Source organism: Novilysobacter selenitireducens (assembly GCF_020026895.1).
In the GTDB taxonomy this organism is placed as follows: domain Bacteria; phylum Pseudomonadota; class Gammaproteobacteria; order Xanthomonadales; family Xanthomonadaceae; genus Lysobacter_C; species Lysobacter_C selenitireducens.
Map to the genome: position 1 here is coordinate 83,769 of NZ_JAINZW010000006.1, position 17,827 is coordinate 101,595.

Sequence of the window (17,827 nt, forward strand, 5' to 3'; positions counted from 1 at the left end):
CCTACGCGCCGCTCCAGGCCCGGATGAAGGGGGCCAGCTGCGGCAGCAGGTCGACTATGCCGTGCAGCGGCACCACCAGCCAGAGCGACCGCGTGCGTGCCCACAGCACGCCGAAGGCGATGCCGGCCGGCGCGATCATCACGACCGAATAGGCGACGGCCCACAGCGGCGTCGCCTCGGCTACGCCCTCCATGAGGTGTCCGGCGCGCAGCCACAGCCCGGGGGCGTGCGCCAGGCCAAACAGCAGCGACGCCCACGCGATGGCGGCCACGTGCGAGCCGGTGGCGATCGACAGGTGCTCCTGCAGCACGCGGCGGAACAGGACCTCTTCCGCCAGGCCCGCTTCGATCGACTGCCACAGCAGGCACGCCGGCACGGCCCACAGCAGCGTGGCGAGTGCGGGATCCAGCTCCGACAGCGTCGACAGTCCGCGGCCGAACACCGCCTGCAGGGCGAGGTAGGCCAGCGACATGACGATGAACACCAGCCACAGCCGGCGCCGTCCGAACGGGCCGGGCGACATGCGTCGCCAGTGCACGAACAGCCACAGCGGCAGCACCACCATCGTCGCCAGCTTGACCAGCACCTGCACGACCGATTGCACGGGTTCGGCTGGGAATGCGTCGTTGATCGCGCTGAAGCCCCAGCCCAGCACCAGTACGGCAAACACGGCCAGGTAGACCAGCACGCCGCGCCAGCGCGAGGGCACCGGGTCGGGCCGAGCTGTCTGGCCGCGTGGCGGCCGGGTCAACACCCACGCCAGCGCCGGAAACGCGATGCCGAGCACGGCCAGCAGGAACAGCGGCTCTGCCAGCGAGAAGCCGGGCGCGCGCGACAGCACGGCGAGCGCGCCGGCGTACGCCGCCAGCGCGATGGCCACGGCGACGGTCGCGTGTTGGCGACTGGAGCGGGTAGCGGCGGGACGGGGTAGCTGCGTGTCGGGTGTTCGCATCGCGGCAGCGTGCTTGATGCCCACGCATGGCGCCCCTCCCTTTGGTCGGCCAACCAATGGGCCATGCGGCGGGCGTGGGCGCGGCAGCGCGCACTACGGTCGCGGCGTATGCTCCCCGGGTCCGCGGCCACAGGGTGGTGGAGATGCCGAAGGTGGTGCTCGCGTCGGCGCTGGCGCGCTGGCTGCCCGATGCGCAGGGTGCATCGGGCGAAGTGGCGCTGGACGTGTCCGGCGCGACCGTCGGCGCCGTCCTGGATGACCTGTTCGCCCGCCACGCCGCGTTGCGTGGCTACGTGCTCGACGAGCATGGCGCGGTGCGCCACCACGTCGCGGTGTTCGTCGACGGGCAGGCCATCGGCGACAAGCGCCGGCTCGACCAGCCCGTTGCGCCGGGCGGCGAGGTCTACGTGATGCAGGCGCTGTCGGGAGGCTGAGATGGCCGCACGGATCCTGGTATCGACCCGCAAGGGGCTGTTCGAACTGCACCGCGCCGATGGCGACTGGACGGTCGGCGCCACGCATTTCCTGGGCGACAACGTGGCGCTTGCGATGGCCGACCCCCGCGACGGCGCGTGGTACGCCGCGCTCGACCTGGGGCACTTCGGCAACAAGCTGCACCGCTCGGACGACGCCGGCGCCACGTGGGTCGAATGCGCGGTGCCGGCGTACGGGGAGGGCGACACGGTAGGCACCGGAGACGGCAAGCCGCCGCAGCCGGCCACGCTCAAGCTCCTCTGGTCGTTGGCGGCCGGCGGTGCCGACCAGCCCGGCCGGCTGTGGGCCGGCACGATCCCCGGCGGGCTGTTCCGCTCCGACGACCGCGGCGACTCCTGGCAGCTGGTGCGTGGGCTGTGGGACGTGCCGGGTCGCTCGGACTGGTTCGGCGGCGGCTACGACTGGCCCGGCATCCACTCCATCTGCGTGGACCCGCGCGACCCGCGCTGCATCCGCGTGGCGATCTCCTGCGGCGGCGTGTGGCGCAGCGACGACGACGGCGCCACGTGGCGGCAGGCCGCCGACGGCATGCGCGCCGCCTACATGCCGCCCGAGCGCGCGCACGACCCCGCCATCCAGGACCCGCACCGGATGGTGCAGTGCGCCGGCGCGCCCGACCACTTCTGGGTGCAGCACCACAACGGCGTCTTCCACAGCGAGGCCGGGGGTGGTGACTGGCAGGAGATCGAGGACGTGCCGCCGTCGGTCTTCGGCTTTGCCGTGGCGGTGCACCCGCGCGACCCGCGCACGGCGTGGTTCGTGCCCGCGGTGAAGGACGAGCGTCGCTACCCGGTGGATGCGCGGCTGGTGGTCGCACGGACGCGCGACGGCGGCGCCAGTTTCCAGGTGCTGCGCGAGGGCCTCCCGGCGCAGGACGCCTACGACCTGGTCTACCGGCACGCGCTGGCGGTGGACGACGCTGGCGAGGGCCTGGTGTTCGGCTCGACCACGGGCGGCGTCTGGACCAGCGACGACCAGGGCGACCGCTGGCGGATGCTGGATGCGCGCCTGCCGCCTGTTCATGCGGTGGCGTTCGCGGCCTGACGCGCCACAGGCCGGCGGGCGCCCGCGAAATATTCATCGCGCATTACGTTGATGCCGCGGCCCGGCCACTAGACTTGTACGGGTTGGCCGGCCCTCCGGCCGTCTGTTTCGACTCCACGAGGTTGCCGTTGCGCATGTCCGCCCGCTTCCTGCCGCACCTGCTGGCCGCCGCCGTCCTCGCGGTGGCGGTCGCCGGCTGCCAGCGTGGCCCGCAGGCCGAGCACGACCCGGCGCGCACCGTCGCCAATGCGGGCGAGAGCGGCGCGCTCGTGAAGCGCGCACCGCGCGCCGAAGACATCACGCCGCCGACCGAGCGCGCCGAGCGCGAGATCGACTGGCGGCCGATGGAGCTCACCGACGGCCGCGCCTGGATCGGCTGCGACCCCGACTACGCCACCAAGGGCGACGGCACGCCGCTGGAGAACCTCGGCTTCACCGCGGTCTGGCACGGCGTCGCCGCCTGCCGCGACGAAGGCCGCCTGCGGTTGCGCTACAAGGGCAAGATCAACGCCGAGTTCACCGCGCTGATGGAGCGGGTGTCGGAAGTGGCGACCACCCAGGGCGTCGACACGCGCATCCTCGACATCGACTCGGCCGGCGGCATGATCGAGGACGGCATCCGCGCCGGCGACCACATGGCCGAGGCCGACTGGACCATCTGGGTGCGCGAGGGCGCGGTCTGCCACAGCGCCTGCGTGCTGGTGCTGGCCGGCGGCGACATGCGCATGATTGCCGGCGACGTCGGCATCCACCGCATGATCCGCATCGACTCGGAAGCCACGTCGCGCGCCGAGCTCAACCGCGAGCTGCGCGAGGTGCATTCGCTGACTGAGTCGTACCTGGAGCGCAACGGCGCCGCGGTTACCGTGGCCGACCTGATGATGACGGTGCCCAACCGCAGCCTGCGCCTGCTGACCGGTGACGAACTGACGCTGTTCGGCCTGACCGGCCCCAACGCCGTGGAGGATGACCTCGACCGCATCCGGCTGGGGCGCAAGTGCGGCGAGTCGTTCGTGCAGCGCCGCGACCGCTTCTTCCGCGCGTTCGACAACGAGTGCACCGCGCTGGCCGAACAGGTCGAGGACATGAACGAGTGCGGGCGCGCACTGCGCCAGCGCTTCGGGTTCCCCGACGAGGCCTGCCCGGCCGAAAGCCCCTTGGCCGAGTACAACTGAGCGGCAGGGGCCGGGCGACGCGCTGACGTCGTCTTGATGCCCACCGGGTGACGCTGCGCCGGCAGTCCACTACCGGAGCGCACTGATGGGCACTGACCACGACGACCGCACAGACGCCGAGCGCCAGACCGACCGCGAGCCACGCGAGTACGGCCACAGTTCGGGCGACCGCAACACCAAGAAGAAGGAAGGCGAGTTCAAGCCGTTGCACGGCGGCGAGCAGCGCGATGCCGAGCCCGATGCCGCGGAATAGACCGGCGCGGGGCGCCCGCTCGTGCCTGATTTGGCACATCCAGAATCGAATGGCGCTGCCGATATCCCGGTATCCATTCCTGAGGACAGCGCGTGTTCCTTGACCACTTCTTCGAGGATGTCCCCACCGCCACGGGGTGCATCCGCTGCCGCGACGCACAGCCGCTGGCGATCCCGCTGCAGATGGCCTTCCAGCCGATCGTCGACGCGCGCGACCGTTCCGTCTTCGCCTACGAGGCGCTGGTGCGCGGCCCCGGCGGCGAGCCGGCGGGCTGGGTGCTCGAGCGCGTCGCCACCGACCAGCTCTACACCTTCGACCAGACCTGCCGCGTGCTGGCCATCGACACTGCCCAGCGGCTGGGCATGGACACGCGCCTATCGATCAACTTCCTGCCCAATGCGGTCTACGAGCCGGCCGCCTGCATCCGCCTGACGCTGGCCGCCGCGGCCAAGGTCGGGTTCCCGGTGGACCGGCTGATGTTCGAGTTGGCGGAGTCGCAGAAGATCCAGGACCCCGTGCACGCGCTGGGCATCCTGCGGGACTACGCGCAGCGGGGGTTCGTCACCGCCATCGACGACTTCGGCGCGGGCTACGCCGGGTTGGCCCTGCTGGCCGAATTCCAGCCCGACGTGGTCAAACTGGACATGGGCCTGGTGCGCGGCATCGACACGCATGCCGCCCGCGCGACCATCGTGGCGGGCATGGTGTCGACCTGCCGCGCGCTGGGATGCCGCGTGGTGGCCGAGGGCGTGGAAACCGCCGCCGAGTACCACCGCCTGCGCGACCTGGGGATCGACCTGTTCCAGGGCTACCTGTTCGCGCGTCCCCAGCTGGGCGCACTCGCCGAGCCGGTGTTCCCGGCCGATTGAATCAGTGCCGCACGGGCGGCGCGCCGGGGCTGTCGAGCGACATCCCCGTCAGGTCCTGCGCCAGCTGCTGCTCGAATTGCTCGAACGTCAGCCCCTGCGCCGCCACTTCGGCGGCCGCGGCCTGGTCGAGGCTGGGCGAGCAGCGCAGGCGGATCTGGGTGCCCTTGGCTTCGTGCATGACGGCGGCGCGCTTGAGCATCGCCAGCACGCGCGCGGCACTGTCGCTGCCGCCGACGATCTGGCCGCCCAGGCCGAGGGTCCACTCGCCATCGCGGCGGACGATGCCGCCCAGCAGGTTGCCGGCGTCGTCGCGCAGCTCGGCATGGGCCTCGATGGACTCGGCCGGACGCTCGGCGGCGGTGTTACGGGCCTTGGCGAGGCGGCGCTTGCGGGCATCGCGGCGGGCTTTGGATTGGATGGACATGGCAGGCCCCCGGCAATCGATGCCGGGATGATAGCCGGCCGCGCGCGGGCATCGCAGGCGCCAATGGCGGATGGGAATGGCTGGTTCAGCCTGTCCGCACTGGCGTGGGCGCGGGCGCTTAACGCTTGCGTGCGCCGCAGCCGCTGGCCGGAGTGCTGGCGCTGTCGGTCTGGGTCGCTGCGCTATTGGAGGGCGACGATCCGGATCGCCACGTCGTCCAGCGTCACCACCTGCCCGGCACGCAGCTTGGCGGTCTTGCGCAATTCCACCTCGCCGTCCACGCGCACCGCGCCGCTGGCCACCAGCTGCTTGCCGGCGCCGCCGCTGTCGCACAGCCCGGCGAGCTTGAGCAGCTGGTTGAGTTCCACGAAGTCCCGGTCCAGCTCGAAATCGATCGTCTGCATGGCGCGCATGGTACGTGCCGCGCGGGCCCTTGCGGCGCAAGGGCGGTGCCCATCGCTCGGGTATAGTCCCGGGCTGAATTCAGCACCGGAACCACGCCCATGACCGACGCCGCCAAGCCGGCCAAGCGCTCCGCCATCGACCGTTTCCTGAACGTGGTGGAAGTAGGTGGCAATGCGCTGCCGCATCCGGCGACGCTGTTCGCGATCCTGGCCGTGGCCATCGTCGTCCTGTCGTGGGTGGCGGCGCAGTTCGACCTGTCGGTGCAGCACCCGACAACCGGTGAACTGATCACCCCGGTCAACCTGATGAGCGTCGAAGGCCTGCACCGGATCCTGACCGGGCTGGTCACCAACTTCACCGGCTTCGCGCCGCTGGGCACGGTGCTGGTGTCGCTGATCGGCATCGGCGTGGCCGAGCATTCGGGCCTGATCGGTGCGTCGCTGCGGCAACTGGTGCTGGCTGCGCCGCGCTACCTGCTGACGCCGGTGATGGTGTTCGCGGGCGTCATGTCGAACATGGCCAGCGAGATCGGCTACGTGCTGCTGGTGCCGCTGGCCGGCCTGGTGTTCCTGGCGGCCGGCCGGCATCCGATCCTGGGCATGGCCGCGGCGTTCGCGGGCGTGTCGGGCGGCTACTCGGCCAACCTGCTGCTGGGCACCATCGACCCGCTGCTGGCCGGCCTGTCGCAGGAGGCCGCGCGCATCATCGACCCGGCCTACACCGTCAGCCCGGCCGCCAACTGGTACTTCATGATCGCCTCGACGTTCGTGATCACCTCGCTGGGCTGGTGGGTGACCGAGCGATTCGTCGCGCGGCGCTTCCCCGATGCGCCCAAGGCGGACGGCGAGGAGGACGCGATCGAGCCGATGAGCGCGGCCGAGAAGCGCGGCCTGCGCTTTGCCCTGGTCGCGACCGCGCTGGTCACCGCGCTGGTGCTGTGGGGCACCGTCCCAGCGGACGGCTTCCTGCGCAACCCGGAAGACGGCGACCTGCTGAACTCGCCGTTCCTTCGCGGCATCGTCGCGCTGATCTTCGTGTACGGCGTCGTGGCCGGCGTCGCCTACGGCATCGGCGCGGGCACCATCCGCAGCGACGAGGACGTGATCAAGGGCATGGGCCAGTCGATGAGCACGCTGGGCACCTACCTGGTGCTGGTGTTCTTCGCCGCGCAGTTCGTCGCGTTCTTCAACTGGACCCAGCTGGGGCTGATCTTCGCGGTCAATGGCGCGGGGCTGCTGTCGCAGCTGCAGTTGCCCGGCATCGTGCTGTTCGCGGCCTTCATCCTGCTCAGCGCCATGGCCAACCTGTTCATGGGCTCGGCATCGGCCAAGTGGGCGCTGATGGCCCCGGTGTTCGTGCCGATGTTCATGCTGCTGGGCTATTCGCCCGAGCTCACCCAGGTGGGCTACCGCATCGGCGACTCGGTGACCAACATCATCTCGCCGATGATGAGCTACTTCGCGCTGATCATTGCGTTCCTGCAGCGCTACGAGCCCAAGGCCGGCATCGGTACGGTGATCGCGGTGATGCTGCCGTACTCGATGGTGTTCCTCATCGGCTGGACGGTGATGTTCTCGATCTGGATGGCGATGGGCTGGCCGATCGGGCCGGGCGCACCGCTGGACTACGTCCCGGCGGCCTGACGCTGTCGGACACACACGGGGAGGGCAGGGCATGACGATCGAACTGCAGATGCTGGCGTGGGCGGTGGTACTGGGGCTGGTGCACCTGCTGCTGGACGGGGCGCTCAAGACCCGCCAGCGCGGGTTGAAATGGAACGTGGGCGCGCGCGACGCGGACGTTCCGCCGCTGACCGGCGTGGCGGCGCGGGTCAACCGCGCATGGGGCAACTTCCTCGAAACGTTCCCGTTCTTCGCCGCCGCGGTGCTGGCGGTGGAAGCCGCCGGTCGCGGCAGCGCGGACACGGCGCTGGGCGCGCAGCTCTACTTCTGGGCGCGGGTCGCCTACATCCCGCTGTATGCCGCCGGCGTGCCCTACGTGCGCTCGCTGGTCTGGGCGGTGTCGCTGTGGGGCATCCTCAAGCTGGTGTTCGCGCTGTTCTGATCGGCGGTGCCTGTCGCGGCAACGGGGCACCCCGAACAACATCGAACACCGCGCGTCATGTCCGCGAAGACGGGACCTTTGCGAATCCCATGCCGTCATTCCCGCGAAGGCGGGAATCCATGGACGTATAGCCGTTTAGGGCAAGGTCGCTCGCTGTTCGACTCCGCCGAAGTAAGGCGCGAGTCGGCTTCGTGGACATGACGAGCAAGAGCAGACCCGTAGATGCGCCCAGTGATTACGCCGCCACCGGGTCGTCGAAGACCGGGGGCGGGAACCGCGCCTCGCACAACGCGCGCTTGCAGGCGGGTTTGAGCCGTTTGATCGCATGTTCGGCGCGGCTGGCGGTCGAGCGGTCCGGGTACGGAAAGCTCGCCAGCACCTTCACCGGCGGGTTGGCCCGCGTGTACCGCGCACCCTTGCCGGACACGTGCTGCGCGTAACGGCGCGCAACGTCCACCGCGATGCCGGTGTAGAGGCTGCCGTCGCGGCATTCCAGCAGGTAGACGAACCATGGGCGCATCACCGCAGCTTAGCGGTGGCTCCACGGTGCGGCGACCGCGGATCCGCAGATGCGTCGCGCCAGCGCGCGCGACATTGCTGAACAGAGAAACGTGAACCGCGTTCATGCCATACGCATGCGCACGTGATTGTGGTGGCCACCCGCGCCCCACACAATGCGGTTCAAACTGGAGAAACGCCCATCGTGAGCGCCGTCATCGAACCGCAACCGTCCATCAACCTGCGCAAGCTCTGCGCGCAGTTCGCCAAGCCCCACCTCGGACGCGCGGTCTGGCAGCTGGTGAACACGCTGGTGCCGTTCGCGGCGTTGTGGGCACTGATGGCGTGGAGCGTGGTCGGCCAGTGGGGCATGGGCTGGACGTTGCTGATGGCGATCCCGGCGGCGGGCTTGTACGTGCGCACCTTCATCATCCAGCACGACTGCGGACACGGGTCGTTCTTCGCCAGCCAGCGCGCCAACGACATCGTCGGCCGGTGCCTGGGGCTGGTGACGCTGTTCCCGTACGGCTACTGGAAGAAGACCCACGCCGTGCACCACGGCACCTCCGGCAACCTCGATCGTCGCGAGATGGGCGACATCGAAACGCTGACCGTGGCCGAGTACCAGGCGTTGTCGCCGTTCCGCCGCTTCTGCTACCGCTTCTACCGCAGCACGCCGGTGTTGCTGGGCATCGGCCCGGCGTACCAGTTCGTGATCAAGCACCGCTTTCCGTTCGACCTGCCGTTCTCGTGGAAGAAGGAGTGGGCCAGCGTGCTGCTCAACAACGCCATGCTGCTGCTGGTGGGTGGTGCGATGGGCTTCGCGATCGGCTGGTCGACCGTGCTGATGGTGCACCTGCCGATCGTGCTGATCGCCGGCGCCGCTGGCGTGTGGCTGTTCTACGTGCAGCACACGTTCGAGGACGCGTACTGGACGCGCGGCCAGCAGTGGGACTCGCACGCCGCCGCCATCGCCGGCAGCTCCTTCTACGACCTGCCGCGCGTGGTGCACTGGTTCACCGGCAACATCGGCTACCACCACATCCACCACCTCGCCAGCCGCATCCCCAACTACCGCCTGCGCGAGTGCCACGAGTCGAGCCCGCTGCTGCAGGCCGCGCCGCGGCTGACGCTGTGGAGCAGTCTCAAGAGCGCGCGGCTGAAGTTGTGGTGCGAGCAGAGCAACCGGATGGTCGGGTACCCGCGCCGGTCGCGCTGACCCTCACGTCAGGGGCGGTCGCGCCGGCCGCCCGGGCGCCATGTAGTGCGGCAGCGAGTCGGCGATGCTGCGATCATGGCGTATGACCGACGCCACCGATTCGCCCCTGTTCTCGACCCTTGCCCTGTCCCCGGCCCTGCTCCAGGGCGTCGACGCGCTCGGCTACGCGTCGATGACGCCGGTGCAGGCGCAGGCCCTGCCGGCCATCCTCGAGGGCCGTGACCTCATCGCGCAGGCGCCCACCGGTAGCGGCAAGACCGCCGCCTTCGGGCTGGGTCTGCTGCACCGTATCGACCCGATGCGCATCCAGACGCAAGCCGTGGTGCTGTGCCCCACGCGCGAGCTGGCCGACCAGGTCGGCAAGCAGCTGCGCCGGCTGGCGGTCGGCATCCCCAACCTGAAGCTGTCGATCCTCTGCGGCGGCATGCCGCTGGGCCCGCAACTGGCCTCGCTCGAGCACGACCCGCACGTCGTGGTCGGCACCCCGGGCCGCATCCAGGAGCTGCTGCGCAAGAAGGCGCTGCACCTGCGCGGCGTGCAGGTGCTGGTGCTGGACGAAGCCGACCGGATGCTCGACATGGGCTTCGAGGAGGCCATGCGCGAGATCGTCGGCAAGACGCCCAAGGACCGCCAGGGCCTGCTGTTCTCGGCGACGTTCCCCGACGCGATCCGCGCCATGGCGCAGGACATGCTGCGCGACCCGGTGGAGGTCACCGTCGGCGCCGGCGAGGAGCCGCCGCGGATCCGGCAGGTTTTCGTCGAATCCGACCCCGCGCGCAAGGCGCCGCTGCTGGCGACATTGCTGCTCGAGCACAGGCCCGAGTCGTGCGTGGTGTTCTGCAACATGCGGCGCGACGTGGACGAGGTCGCGGGCTCGCTGCAGCACTACGGCTTTACCGCGCTGGCGCTGCACGGCGACATGGAGCAGCGCGACCGCGACGAGGTGCTGGTGCGCTTCGCCAACCGCAGCTGCAGCGTGCTGGTCGCCAGCGACGTGGCGGCGCGCGGGCTGGACGTCGAGGACCTGGCGATGGTGGTGAACTTCGACGTGCCCAGCGACGCCGATACGTACGTACACCGCATCGGCCGCACCGGGCGTGCGGGCAAGGGTGGGCTGGCGGTGACGTTGGTCGGACCGCGCGAGGGCGTGCGGGTCGCTGCCATCGAGGCGCGGACCGGCGAGCCGGCGCGATGGGAGCGGATGCAGCCGATCAACGGCAAGCCCGGCCATGTGCCACCGGCCGCGATGACCACCCTGCGGATCGATGCCGGCCGCACCGACAAGCTGCGCCCCGGCGATATCGTCGGGGCACTGACCGGCGAGGCGGGGCTCAAGGCCGATGCCATCGGCAAGATCGACGTATTCCCGACGCGCTCCTACGTCGCGGTCGCCCGCAAGGAGGCGGCCCACGCACTGGCGCGGTTGCGCGAGGGGCGCATCAAGGGCAAGCGTTTCCGGGTCAACAAGCTCTAGCGGGACGCGGCGGCTGGCCGTCGGCCGCGGTGGTCAACGGGCATTGGCGCTGAAACGTCCCGGACCGAGCAGCGCGATGGCAATCGCAGACACCAGGAACATCGCCTGCAGCTCAAGCGCCCAGCCGCCCTGGCGGTTGAACGCGGCCAGCTCGCCCATGTGCACCAGTGCGATGGCCACCGCCATGTTGATCGCGACCAGCAGCCCGCCGAGGCGCGCGTGGAATCCGATGATGAGCATGAGCGGCGCGACGACTTCGCCGATCAGCACGCCGTAGGCGAGTACGCCGGGCAGGCCCTGTGCCTCCACCAGCCGCTCGATCCCGCCCATGCCGCCGCGCAGCTTGGCGATCCCGTGCAGCAGCACCAGCACGCCCAGGGTCACGCGGAGGAAGAGCTTGGCGAGGTCGTGCTGGGTGGCAGGATTCATGCGCGCGTTCGGGTCGTGGAATGGGTCGCCAGCATAGCGACGCCGATGCGTCGCAGGAACTGCGACCCGGGCCGGTAGCATCGGCGGCTCCACTCCAACAGGACGTCCCGCCATGCTCGCCTACGTCACCCTCGGCACCCGTGACCTCGACCGCGCCGCCGCCTTCTACGACGCGCTGCTGCCGCTGGTCGGCGGCAAGCGGATGATGGAGGAGGCGGGCTACTACATCGCCTGGAGCGACGGCTCGTCCAACGCGGGGCTGGGAATCACCTATCCGTTCGACAAGGCGCAGGCGAACGTCGGCAACGGCACCATGGTCGCGTTGCAGGCGCCCAGCCCCGAGGTGGTCGAGGCGGTGCACGCACGCGCGCTGGAGCTGGGCGGCACCGACGAAGGCGCACCCGGAGAGCGCTGGCCCGGGTTCTACGCGGGCTACTTCCGCGACCTGGACGGCAACAAGCTCAACGTCTGCTGGATCGGGTAGGTCACTGACTAAGGCGGCGTACTCGACCCGACCTCGACACTGCGCGCGCCACCCTGTCGGACTCGACCACGGTGGGGCGCGTCATGAAGAAGAAGACACTGCGATTCGGCAAGGGCTTCCGCGTTGCCTTCGATGTCCGACGCGCGCAGGCGGCGGAAATGGTGCTGGCGCCCGGCGACAGCGAAGGCGGACCGGACAACCGCCATCGCGGCGCGGACCAGTGGCTGTACGTGGTCTCCGGCACCGGCGCAGCCATCGTGGACGGGCGCCGGGTGCCGCTGAAGGCCGGCGTTCTGCCGGTGATCGAGAAGGGCGAGCGCCACGAGATACGCAACACCGGCCGCACGCTGCTCAAGACGCTGAACGTCTACTACCCGCCTGCGTTCGATGCCGACGGCAACCCCGTCGGCCCCGGTCGGAAGCGCTGAGCGTCAGTCGACGATGCCCTTGGCTTCGGACGTGCCCAGCACCTCCGGGTGCTGCACCGGCGCCGGCCGGCCAAACAGCGGGTGCACGATCACGGCGGCCAGGATGATCACCACGCCCAGGTAGAACATCGGCGTCAGCTCGTGCTGCTCGCCCAGCAGCAGGATTGCCAGCACGATGGCGTAGACGGGCTCGAGGTTGACGGCCAGCTGCGCCGAGAACGCGCTCATGTGACGCAGGGCCATCAGCGACAGCGCAAACGGCAACAGCGTGCAGCCCAGCGCCAGCACCAGCAGCCAGCCCAGGTCGTGGGCGCTGGGCAGCACCATCAGCGGACCCGCGAAGGCGGGGAACAGCAGCGGCATCAGCGGCGCGAGCGCCGTGAGCGCCAGCGTGCCGGCGCCCAGTTCCAGCCCGGTGATGGTCAACGGGTCGCCGGCGTCGCCCACGCTGTCGACCAGTCGCTTGTTGAGCGAACCGAACAGCGCCACGAACAGCGCCGAAAGTGCACCGACCACCACGCCGATGCGCATGCTGTCGGGGATCCCGCCCACCACCAGCGCCACGCCCGGCAGCACCGCAATGCCCAGCGCAAGGTCGCGCGGCGAGAACGGGCGGCGGGCCAGCTTCGGTTCCACCATCGCGGTGAACACCGTGGCCAGCGCGATGCACGTCGCCGCCACCGAGGCGTTGGCCAGCTTGATCGCGCCGTAGAACGTCAGCCAGTGCAGGGCCACCAGCACGCCGATGCCGGCATAGGCGGCCATCAGCTTCGGCGACATCGCCCGCAGGCTGCGCCACACACGCGGCAGCAGCGCCAGCGCCAACGCGACGATGCCCATGCGCCACCACACCAGCGGCAACGCCGGCAGCGTGATCACCTTGCCGATGATGGCCGTGAAGCCCCACAGCAGGACGCAGAAGTGGATCTGGAGGTGGGCCTTGCGGGCGGGGGTCATGGACATGGTGGAAAGTGTGGCAGAGCGGGTGGCGTATGAGCGCGCGACCCTTGGCATCTGATCGTCATTCCCATGAAGGCGGGCTCGCGCTTTACTTCGGCGGCGCCGAATATCCATGGACCTTGCTCCTCGGCAGAACGGGCGGGCCCTTCGCAGCTAGTGGAGAAGAGTCCATGGATCCCCGCCTTCGCGGGGATGACGGCTTGAACGCTGACGGCAACCGGTGTGCGCCGCGACCTACTCGACCTGCGCCAGCATCCAGTCCAGGAACGTCCGCGCCGCGCTGCGCAGCCGGCGGTGCGCCGGGTAGACGACGTAGTAGCTCCAGCGCGTGGCGACGGCGGGGCCGGGCAGGCGGACCAGGCGCCCGCCATCGAGGTAGGGCGCGGCGACGCAGCCCCGGGCCAGTGCCACGCCCAGCCCGAACGAGGCCGCGTTGAGCGCATCAGTGGCGTCGCTGAAGACCAGGCGCTCGTCGAACTTGGCGCCATGCACGCCGGCCTGGCGGAACCAGTCGTGCCAGCCCTGGCGCGAGAGGTCGGCGATCAGCGGCAGTGCGAGCACGTCAGCCGGCGTGGCGACCTTCTCCAGCCCGGGCATGTCCGGCGCGGCCACCGGGAACAGCGTGTCGTCCATCAGCCGGTGCGCGGTCAGGCCGGGCCAGTGGCCGGGGCCGTGGCGGATGCCCAGGTCGGGGCCGCCGTCGTCGAATCGGGCCAGCGCGATCTCGGTGTCGACCGTCAGGTGGATGTCCGGATGCGCCGCCGAAAACGTCGGCAGGCGCGGCACCAGCCACGTGTAGGTCAGCGAGTGCAGCGTGGTGATGCGCACGCGGCGGTCGTCGTCACGGCCGGCCTTGAGTTCGCCGAGCACGCCGTCCAGGTCGGTCAGCGCGTCGCTGGCGGCGTCGGCCAGCTGGCGGCCCTCGGCGGTCAGCGACACCCCGCGCGCATGGCGCTGGAACAGCGCCACCCCGAGCCGGTCCTCCAGCTTGCGTACGTGGTGGCTGACCGCGCTGGCGGTGAGGTGCAGCTCCTCCGCCGCATGGGCGAAGTTCTGGTGGCGGGCGGCGGATTCGAACGCCGCCAGGGCGGGCAGCCAGTCGGAGCGAAGGGCCATGGCAAGCCTCAAGCAGCATTTGTGTCTGACCCGGAAAGTATGCGCTTGCAGTGACCCCTGGCGCACGGACAATGGGCGCCAGTCACGAATGGGGCTTGTGCCAGATGCGTACCGCGGAATCCATCCTCCCCCAGGTCCCGCTGGATGCGACCGGCACCGGCACCTGGCGCACCCCGGTCGAGCTGGGCCTGCTCGGCGCGATCTGGGGCGCGTCCTTCCTCTTCATGCGCGTGGCCGCCGATGACTTCGGCGCCGCGCCGCTGGTCGAAATGCGGCTCGGGCTGGGCGCGCTGGTGCTGCTGCCCTTCCTGTGGCGCGCGCGGGCGTCGTTCCCGGCGCGGATCTGGCCGAAGCTGGTGCTGATCGGCGCGATCAATTCGGCGGTGCCGTTCCTGCTGTTCGCGTGGGCGGCGCAGCGTGCGCCGGCCGGCATCGGCGCGATCACCAACGCGATGACGGTGCTGTTCACCGCGTTGATCGGGTTCCTGTTCTTCGGCGAGAAGATCGGATGGCGCCGTTCGGTGGCGCTGCTGGCCGGCTTCGTCGGCGTCGTGGTGCTGGCCAGCGAGCGCACCGCGGGCGCCAGCATCGGTTGGGCGGTGGTGGCCGGTTCCAGCGCGGCGTTCCTCTACGGCATCGGCGTCAACCTGGTCCGCCGTCAACTGACGGGGCTGCCGCCGGCGGCCGTCGCGGCGGCCACGCTGGGAACGTCCGCCCTGCTGGTGTTGCCTTTCGCCATCGCGCAGTGGCCCACGCAGCCCGTGCCGGTCGAGTCGTGGATCTCGGCGGCGATGCTGGGCGTGCTCTGCACCGGCGTCGCGTTCGTGATGTTCTACCGCTTGATCCAGCGCATCGGCCCGAGTCGCACCGCGACCGTGACCTACCTGGTGCCGCTGTTCGGCGTCGCGTGGGCGTGGTGGCTGCTCGACGAGCCGCTGACGCTGACCATGGGCATTGCCGGTGCGCTGATCCTGGGCAGCGTGGCCTTCAGCCAGCGCACGGCGCGCTGATCGATTGTCTCTGTAGGAGCGACGTAAGTCGCGACCGGAACACGCTTGCGTCGCATCCGCGGCTCAGGTCGCGACTTACGTCGCTCCTGCACGGGTTTCGGTGGTTCTTCGCGGGTGAAGCCGCTCCTACAGGGGCCTCGGGCCCTGCGCCGGCTGCGTGCGGCGCGAATGCGACCGCGCCAGCGAACCACCGGTTACGCCCCACGCCACCGCAATCGCCGCACCGATCAGCATCGCCGCCATCGGCGTGCTGGCCACCGCGTCGATGCCGGCCTTGACCCACGCGCTGACGGCGTCGGCGCCGCGGTAGACCACGGTGTCGTTGAAGTTCTTGGCCTTGTACTTGGCCTCCGGCGCGACGACCGTGTACAGCATCTCGCGCCCCGGCCGCACGAAGGCGTACTCGCCCGCGCGGCGCACCACCATCACCACCGCCAGCACCGCGAACAGCGGTGCGAACGCCAGCCACAGGAAGCCCGCGGCGGTCACCAGCGGCACGCCGACCAGCAGCACGCCCACGCCCAGCGTGCGCGCCAGCCGGCCGGTGATGAACAGCTGCGACAGGATCGCCAGGCTCTGCACGATGAAGTCGATGGTGCCGAATACCCGCGTCTGGTCAGCCGGGTCGGGGTAGGTCGCCTCCACCAGGCGCGCCTGTTCGAAGTAGAGGAACGTGCTGACGCTGGCCAGCAACAGCACGAACACCGCAATGCCCAGCAGGTAGGGCGAACGCAGCACCTCGGTGGCGCCGGCGAACGGACTGCCGCCGAGCTTCTGCTGCCGCTGCGCGCGCTCGCCCTCCGACAGCGGGCGTGCGTCGCGCCAGTGCTGCACGCGCCGCGCCGCCAGTGCCGAGGCCAGCAGCAGTACCGCTGCCAGCAGTACCAGCCCACCGTGGCCCAGCGGGCCGACCAGCGCGATCCCCAGCAGGGGACCCGTCAGCCCGCCCAGGCTGGCGCCACCGGCCATCAGCGCGAACAGGCGCTTGGCCTGCGACACGCTGAAGACATCGACCAGCACGCTCCACGCCACCGAGATCGCGATCAGGTTGAACACCGACAGCCAGATGTAGAACGTGCGAGCCAGCCACACGTTGTCCGGCTGCAGCCACAGCCCGGCGCCGAACACCAGCAGGTTGCTGGCGAAGAAGCCGTACACCCAGTACAGGATGCGACGGCGCTGCACGCGGCCGGCGATCCAGCCAAACAGCGGCATCGCCGCAAGCGTCGCGATGAACGTGCCGGTGAACAGCCACTGCAGGTTGTCGACGCCGCCGGCGATGCCCATCGTTTCGCGGACGGGCCGCAGCATGAAATAGCCGGCGAACAGCAGGAAGAACATCGTGAAGCCGGCCAGGACCGCGCCGGCCTCGTCGGGCTCGACATCGAACAGCCGGCAGACCCAGCGTCGCAGCACTCCCGTAGCCCCGGCCATCACGCGGCGCCGGTCAGGCGAACATCGCCGTCAGTTCGTCCTGCTGGGCCTGGCTGAGCAGCGGACCGACCCCGCCCTTGAGATTGTCGGCCTGGCGGTGTGGCTTGCCGGTGGCGGGGATCACCGCGGTCACGGCCGGGTGGCTGATGGCGAACTTCAGGAACATCTGCGCCCACGAATCCACGCCGGCCTCCGCGGCCCAACCCGGCAGCGGCCGGTCGGCGACCTGCGCGAACAGCTTGCCGTCGTCGAACGCGCGGTTGACCAGCACCGCGATGCCCAGCTCCTGCGCCACCGGGAATACCGTGCGCGCAGCGGCGGGCGCACTCACCGAATAGTTGATCTGCACGAAGTCCGGCCTCTCGCGGCGGATGAGGTCGGCCACCTCCGCATGGGCGTTGTCGACGAAATGGGTCACGCCGACGTACTTCGCCAGGCCCTGTTCCTTCAGCTCGCGTGCGTAGGGCAGCTGGATCTGCCACGCGCGCAGGTTGTGGACCTGCAGCAGCTCGACCCTGTCGGTCTTCAGCCGCCGCAGTGATTCGGCCCATTGCGTTTCGGCCGATTCACGGTCGTCGGCGGCGATCTTGGTGGCGAGGAAGCACTTGTCGCGATGCCCGCCTTCGGCCAACAGCTCGCCCAGCACCGTGTCGGCGTTGCCGTAGTTGGGCGAGGTGTCGATCAGGGTGCCGCCGCCGTCGAAGAAGGTCTGCAGCACCTGCTTGAGCGCGTCGTACTCGGCCGAGCCCGGCTCGACCTGGAAACTGCCGGAGGTGCCCATGCCGATGACGGGCACGCTCTCGCCGGTGGCGGGAATGGTGCGGGTGATCAGCGCACCGGCCCGCGCGGCGGGGGCGGGCGACGCGGCAGGTGCGGCAGGTGGTGCCGGTGCGGGCCGGTCCTGACTGCAGGCGGCCAACGGCGCCAGCGCGAAACCGGCGGCGGCGAGGGAGGCGGTGGTCAGGAAATCCCGGCGGCTGTTCATGGCGTGCATTCCTCGCATCAGGGAAGCTCAGGACAGTTGCGCACCTTGTCCGGACCTTCGTTAGGTGGACAGCCCCCGCAGGGTGGCGGCCCCCGTGGTCGGCTGGCAT

General features: G+C 70.2%; 21 protein-coding genes. 12 read left to right on the forward strand and 9 right to left on the reverse strand.

The features are described from left to right. Window position 1 precedes the first annotated feature (1 nt). Window positions 2–880, reverse strand: a complete 879-nt coding sequence (locus K6753_RS14790) for a CPBP family intramembrane glutamic endopeptidase (protein ID WP_223676777.1) — start codon at window positions 878–880, stop codon at window positions 2–4. 215 nt (window positions 881–1,095) lie between these two features. On the opposite strand from K6753_RS14790, the gene K6753_RS12415 reads away from it, so the two are divergent. The 5 genes from K6753_RS12415 (at window position 1,096) to K6753_RS12435 (ending at window position 4,788) form a co-directional block, all read left to right on the forward strand. Further along, window positions 1,096–1,386, forward strand: coding sequence for a MoaD/ThiS family protein (locus tag K6753_RS12415; protein ID WP_223676778.1), 291 nt, complete (start codon window positions 1,096–1,098; stop codon window positions 1,384–1,386). Between the two features lies 1 nt (window position 1,387). Next, on the forward strand, window positions 1,388–2,491 hold the full coding sequence (locus tag K6753_RS12420; protein WP_223676779.1) for a WD40/YVTN/BNR-like repeat-containing protein: 1,104 nt from the start codon (window positions 1,388–1,390) through the stop codon (window positions 2,489–2,491). A gap of 134 nt (window positions 2,492–2,625) precedes the next feature. Continuing rightward, entirely contained in the window at window positions 2,626–3,666 is a 1,041-nt protein-coding gene (locus K6753_RS12425; RefSeq protein WP_223676780.1) for a hypothetical protein, read from the forward strand. Window positions 3,667–3,751: 85 nt separating this feature from the next. Next, a complete protein-coding gene (locus K6753_RS12430) occupies window positions 3,752–3,919 on the forward strand; it encodes a hypothetical protein (RefSeq protein ID WP_223676781.1) in 168 nt (55 codons plus the stop codon). Window positions 3,920–4,101: 182 nt separating this feature from the next. Beyond that, window positions 4,102–4,788, forward strand: a complete 687-nt coding sequence (locus tag K6753_RS12435; protein WP_223676893.1) for an EAL domain-containing protein — start codon at window positions 4,102–4,104, stop codon at window positions 4,786–4,788. A 1-nt stretch (window position 4,789) separates the two neighbouring features. Here the strand turns inward: K6753_RS12435 and K6753_RS12440 are convergent, their stop codons facing one another. Together K6753_RS12440 and K6753_RS12445 are read right to left on the reverse strand one after the other, a co-directional pair. After that, window positions 4,790–5,212, reverse strand: a complete 423-nt coding sequence (locus K6753_RS12440) for a hypothetical protein (protein ID WP_223676782.1) — start codon at window positions 5,210–5,212, stop codon at window positions 4,790–4,792. 182 nt (window positions 5,213–5,394) lie between these two features. Then, window positions 5,395–5,616 carry an RNA-binding S4 domain-containing protein gene (locus K6753_RS12445; protein WP_223676783.1) on the reverse strand — a complete coding sequence of 74 codons (222 nt, stop codon included), beginning with the start codon at window positions 5,614–5,616 and terminating at the stop codon, window positions 5,395–5,397. Window positions 5,617–5,715: 99 nt separating this feature from the next. Here K6753_RS12445 and K6753_RS12450 point away from each other — a divergent pair, with 99 nt between their 5' ends. Together K6753_RS12450 and K6753_RS12455 are read left to right on the forward strand one after the other, a co-directional pair. Next, window positions 5,716–7,260: an AbgT family transporter gene (locus K6753_RS12450; RefSeq protein WP_223676784.1), complete on the forward strand. Its 1,545-nt coding sequence runs from the start codon at window positions 5,716–5,718 to the stop codon at window positions 7,258–7,260. A gap of 31 nt (window positions 7,261–7,291) precedes the next feature. Continuing rightward, window positions 7,292–7,681 carry an MAPEG family protein gene (locus K6753_RS12455; RefSeq protein WP_223676785.1) on the forward strand — a complete coding sequence of 130 codons (390 nt, stop codon included), beginning with the start codon at window positions 7,292–7,294 and terminating at the stop codon, window positions 7,679–7,681. Between the two features lie 235 nt (window positions 7,682–7,916). Here K6753_RS12455 and K6753_RS12460 read toward each other — a convergent pair whose 3' ends face one another. Then, a complete protein-coding gene (locus tag K6753_RS12460) occupies window positions 7,917–8,201 on the reverse strand; it encodes a GIY-YIG nuclease family protein (RefSeq protein WP_223676786.1) in 285 nt (94 codons plus the stop codon). A gap of 183 nt (window positions 8,202–8,384) precedes the next feature. Between K6753_RS12460 and K6753_RS12465 the strand changes: the two genes are divergently transcribed. Then, window positions 8,385–9,398 (forward strand): fatty acid desaturase family protein, encoded by a 1,014-nt coding sequence (locus K6753_RS12465; RefSeq protein ID WP_223676787.1) that lies wholly within the window; start codon window positions 8,385–8,387, stop codon window positions 9,396–9,398. Window positions 9,399–9,480: 82 nt separating this feature from the next. Then, on the forward strand, window positions 9,481–10,872 hold the full coding sequence (gene dbpA / locus K6753_RS12470) for an ATP-dependent RNA helicase DbpA (protein WP_223676788.1): 1,392 nt from the start codon (window positions 9,481–9,483) through the stop codon (window positions 10,870–10,872). Between the two features lie 33 nt (window positions 10,873–10,905). On the opposite strand, the gene K6753_RS12475 is transcribed toward dbpA, so the two are convergent. Next, on the reverse strand, window positions 10,906–11,301 hold the full coding sequence (locus tag K6753_RS12475) for a DoxX family protein (protein WP_223676789.1): 396 nt from the start codon (window positions 11,299–11,301) through the stop codon (window positions 10,906–10,908). Window positions 11,302–11,413: 112 nt separating this feature from the next. On the opposite strand from K6753_RS12475, the gene K6753_RS12480 reads away from it, so the two are divergent. Next, entirely contained in the window at window positions 11,414–11,785 is a 372-nt protein-coding gene (locus K6753_RS12480) for a VOC family protein (RefSeq protein WP_223676790.1), read from the forward strand. Window positions 11,786–11,868: 83 nt separating this feature from the next. Continuing rightward, a complete protein-coding gene (locus tag K6753_RS12485; RefSeq protein WP_223676791.1) occupies window positions 11,869–12,213 on the forward strand; it encodes a cupin domain-containing protein in 345 nt (114 codons plus the stop codon). Between the two features lie 3 nt (window positions 12,214–12,216). On the opposite strand, the gene K6753_RS12490 is transcribed toward K6753_RS12485, so the two are convergent. Together K6753_RS12490 and K6753_RS12495 are read right to left on the reverse strand one after the other, a co-directional pair. Continuing rightward, the gene (locus tag K6753_RS12490; protein WP_223676792.1) at window positions 12,217–13,176 is read right to left on the reverse strand and encodes an EamA family transporter; all 960 of its coding nucleotides are present in this window, start codon (window positions 13,174–13,176) and stop codon (window positions 12,217–12,219) included. A 231-nt stretch (window positions 13,177–13,407) separates the two neighbouring features. Next, complete coding sequence (locus K6753_RS12495) at window positions 13,408–14,289, reverse strand: LysR substrate-binding domain-containing protein (protein ID WP_223676793.1); 882 nt, start codon at window positions 14,287–14,289, stop codon at window positions 13,408–13,410. Between the two features lie 104 nt (window positions 14,290–14,393). Between K6753_RS12495 and K6753_RS12500 the strand changes: the two genes are divergently transcribed. Further along, on the forward strand, window positions 14,394–15,299 hold the full coding sequence (locus tag K6753_RS12500; RefSeq protein ID WP_223676894.1) for a DMT family transporter: 906 nt from the start codon (window positions 14,394–14,396) through the stop codon (window positions 15,297–15,299). A 126-nt stretch (window positions 15,300–15,425) separates the two neighbouring features. On the opposite strand, the gene K6753_RS12505 is transcribed toward K6753_RS12500, so the two are convergent. Beyond that, the gene (locus tag K6753_RS12505) at window positions 15,426–16,733 is read right to left on the reverse strand and encodes an NTP/NDP exchange transporter (protein ID WP_223676794.1); all 1,308 of its coding nucleotides are present in this window, start codon (window positions 16,731–16,733) and stop codon (window positions 15,426–15,428) included. A 13-nt stretch (window positions 16,734–16,746) separates the two neighbouring features. Next, a complete protein-coding gene (locus tag K6753_RS12510) occupies window positions 16,747–17,718 on the reverse strand; it encodes an aldo/keto reductase (RefSeq protein ID WP_223676795.1) in 972 nt (323 codons plus the stop codon). Between the last annotated feature and the right edge of the window lie 109 nt (window positions 17,719–17,827).

Excerpts from the sequence above, each read along its gene's own strand:
- K6753_RS12495 (WP_223676793.1), bottom strand. The coding sequence starts at position 14,289 with ATGGCCCTTCGCTCCGACTGGCTGCCCGCCCTGGCGGCGTTCGAATCC.
- K6753_RS12510 (WP_223676795.1), bottom strand. The coding sequence starts at position 17,718 with ATGAACAGCCGCCGGGATTTCCTGACCACCGCCTCCCTCGCCGCCGCC.
- K6753_RS12440 (WP_223676782.1), bottom strand. The coding sequence starts at position 5,212 with ATGTCCATCCAATCCAAAGCCCGCCGCGATGCCCGCAAGCGCCGCCTC.
- dbpA (WP_223676788.1), top strand. The coding sequence starts at position 9,481 with ATGACCGACGCCACCGATTCGCCCCTGTTCTCGACCCTTGCCCTGTCC.
- K6753_RS12475 (WP_223676789.1), bottom strand. The coding sequence starts at position 11,301 with ATGAATCCTGCCACCCAGCACGACCTCGCCAAGCTCTTCCTCCGCGTG.
- K6753_RS12430 (WP_223676781.1), top strand. The coding sequence starts at position 3,752 with ATGGGCACTGACCACGACGACCGCACAGACGCCGAGCGCCAGACCGAC.
- K6753_RS12505 (WP_223676794.1), bottom strand. The coding sequence starts at position 16,733 with ATGGCCGGGGCTACGGGAGTGCTGCGACGCTGGGTCTGCCGGCTGTTC.
- K6753_RS12485 (WP_223676791.1), top strand. The coding sequence starts at position 11,869 with ATGAAGAAGAAGACACTGCGATTCGGCAAGGGCTTCCGCGTTGCCTTC.
- K6753_RS12420 (WP_223676779.1), top strand. The coding sequence starts at position 1,388 with ATGGCCGCACGGATCCTGGTATCGACCCGCAAGGGGCTGTTCGAACTG.
- K6753_RS12490 (WP_223676792.1), bottom strand. The coding sequence starts at position 13,176 with ATGTCCATGACCCCCGCCCGCAAGGCCCACCTCCAGATCCACTTCTGC.
- K6753_RS12455 (WP_223676785.1), top strand. The coding sequence starts at position 7,292 with ATGACGATCGAACTGCAGATGCTGGCGTGGGCGGTGGTACTGGGGCTG.
- K6753_RS12445 (WP_223676783.1), bottom strand. The coding sequence starts at position 5,616 with ATGCAGACGATCGATTTCGAGCTGGACCGGGACTTCGTGGAACTCAAC.
- K6753_RS12415 (WP_223676778.1), top strand. The coding sequence starts at position 1,096 with ATGCCGAAGGTGGTGCTCGCGTCGGCGCTGGCGCGCTGGCTGCCCGAT.
- K6753_RS12425 (WP_223676780.1), top strand. The coding sequence starts at position 2,626 with ATGTCCGCCCGCTTCCTGCCGCACCTGCTGGCCGCCGCCGTCCTCGCG.
- K6753_RS12450 (WP_223676784.1), top strand. The coding sequence starts at position 5,716 with ATGACCGACGCCGCCAAGCCGGCCAAGCGCTCCGCCATCGACCGTTTC.
- K6753_RS12480 (WP_223676790.1), top strand. The coding sequence starts at position 11,414 with ATGCTCGCCTACGTCACCCTCGGCACCCGTGACCTCGACCGCGCCGCC.
- K6753_RS12500 (WP_223676894.1), top strand. The coding sequence starts at position 14,394 with ATGCGTACCGCGGAATCCATCCTCCCCCAGGTCCCGCTGGATGCGACC.
- K6753_RS12460 (WP_223676786.1), bottom strand. The coding sequence starts at position 8,201 with ATGCGCCCATGGTTCGTCTACCTGCTGGAATGCCGCGACGGCAGCCTC.
- K6753_RS12435 (WP_223676893.1), top strand. The coding sequence starts at position 4,102 with ATGGCCTTCCAGCCGATCGTCGACGCGCGCGACCGTTCCGTCTTCGCC.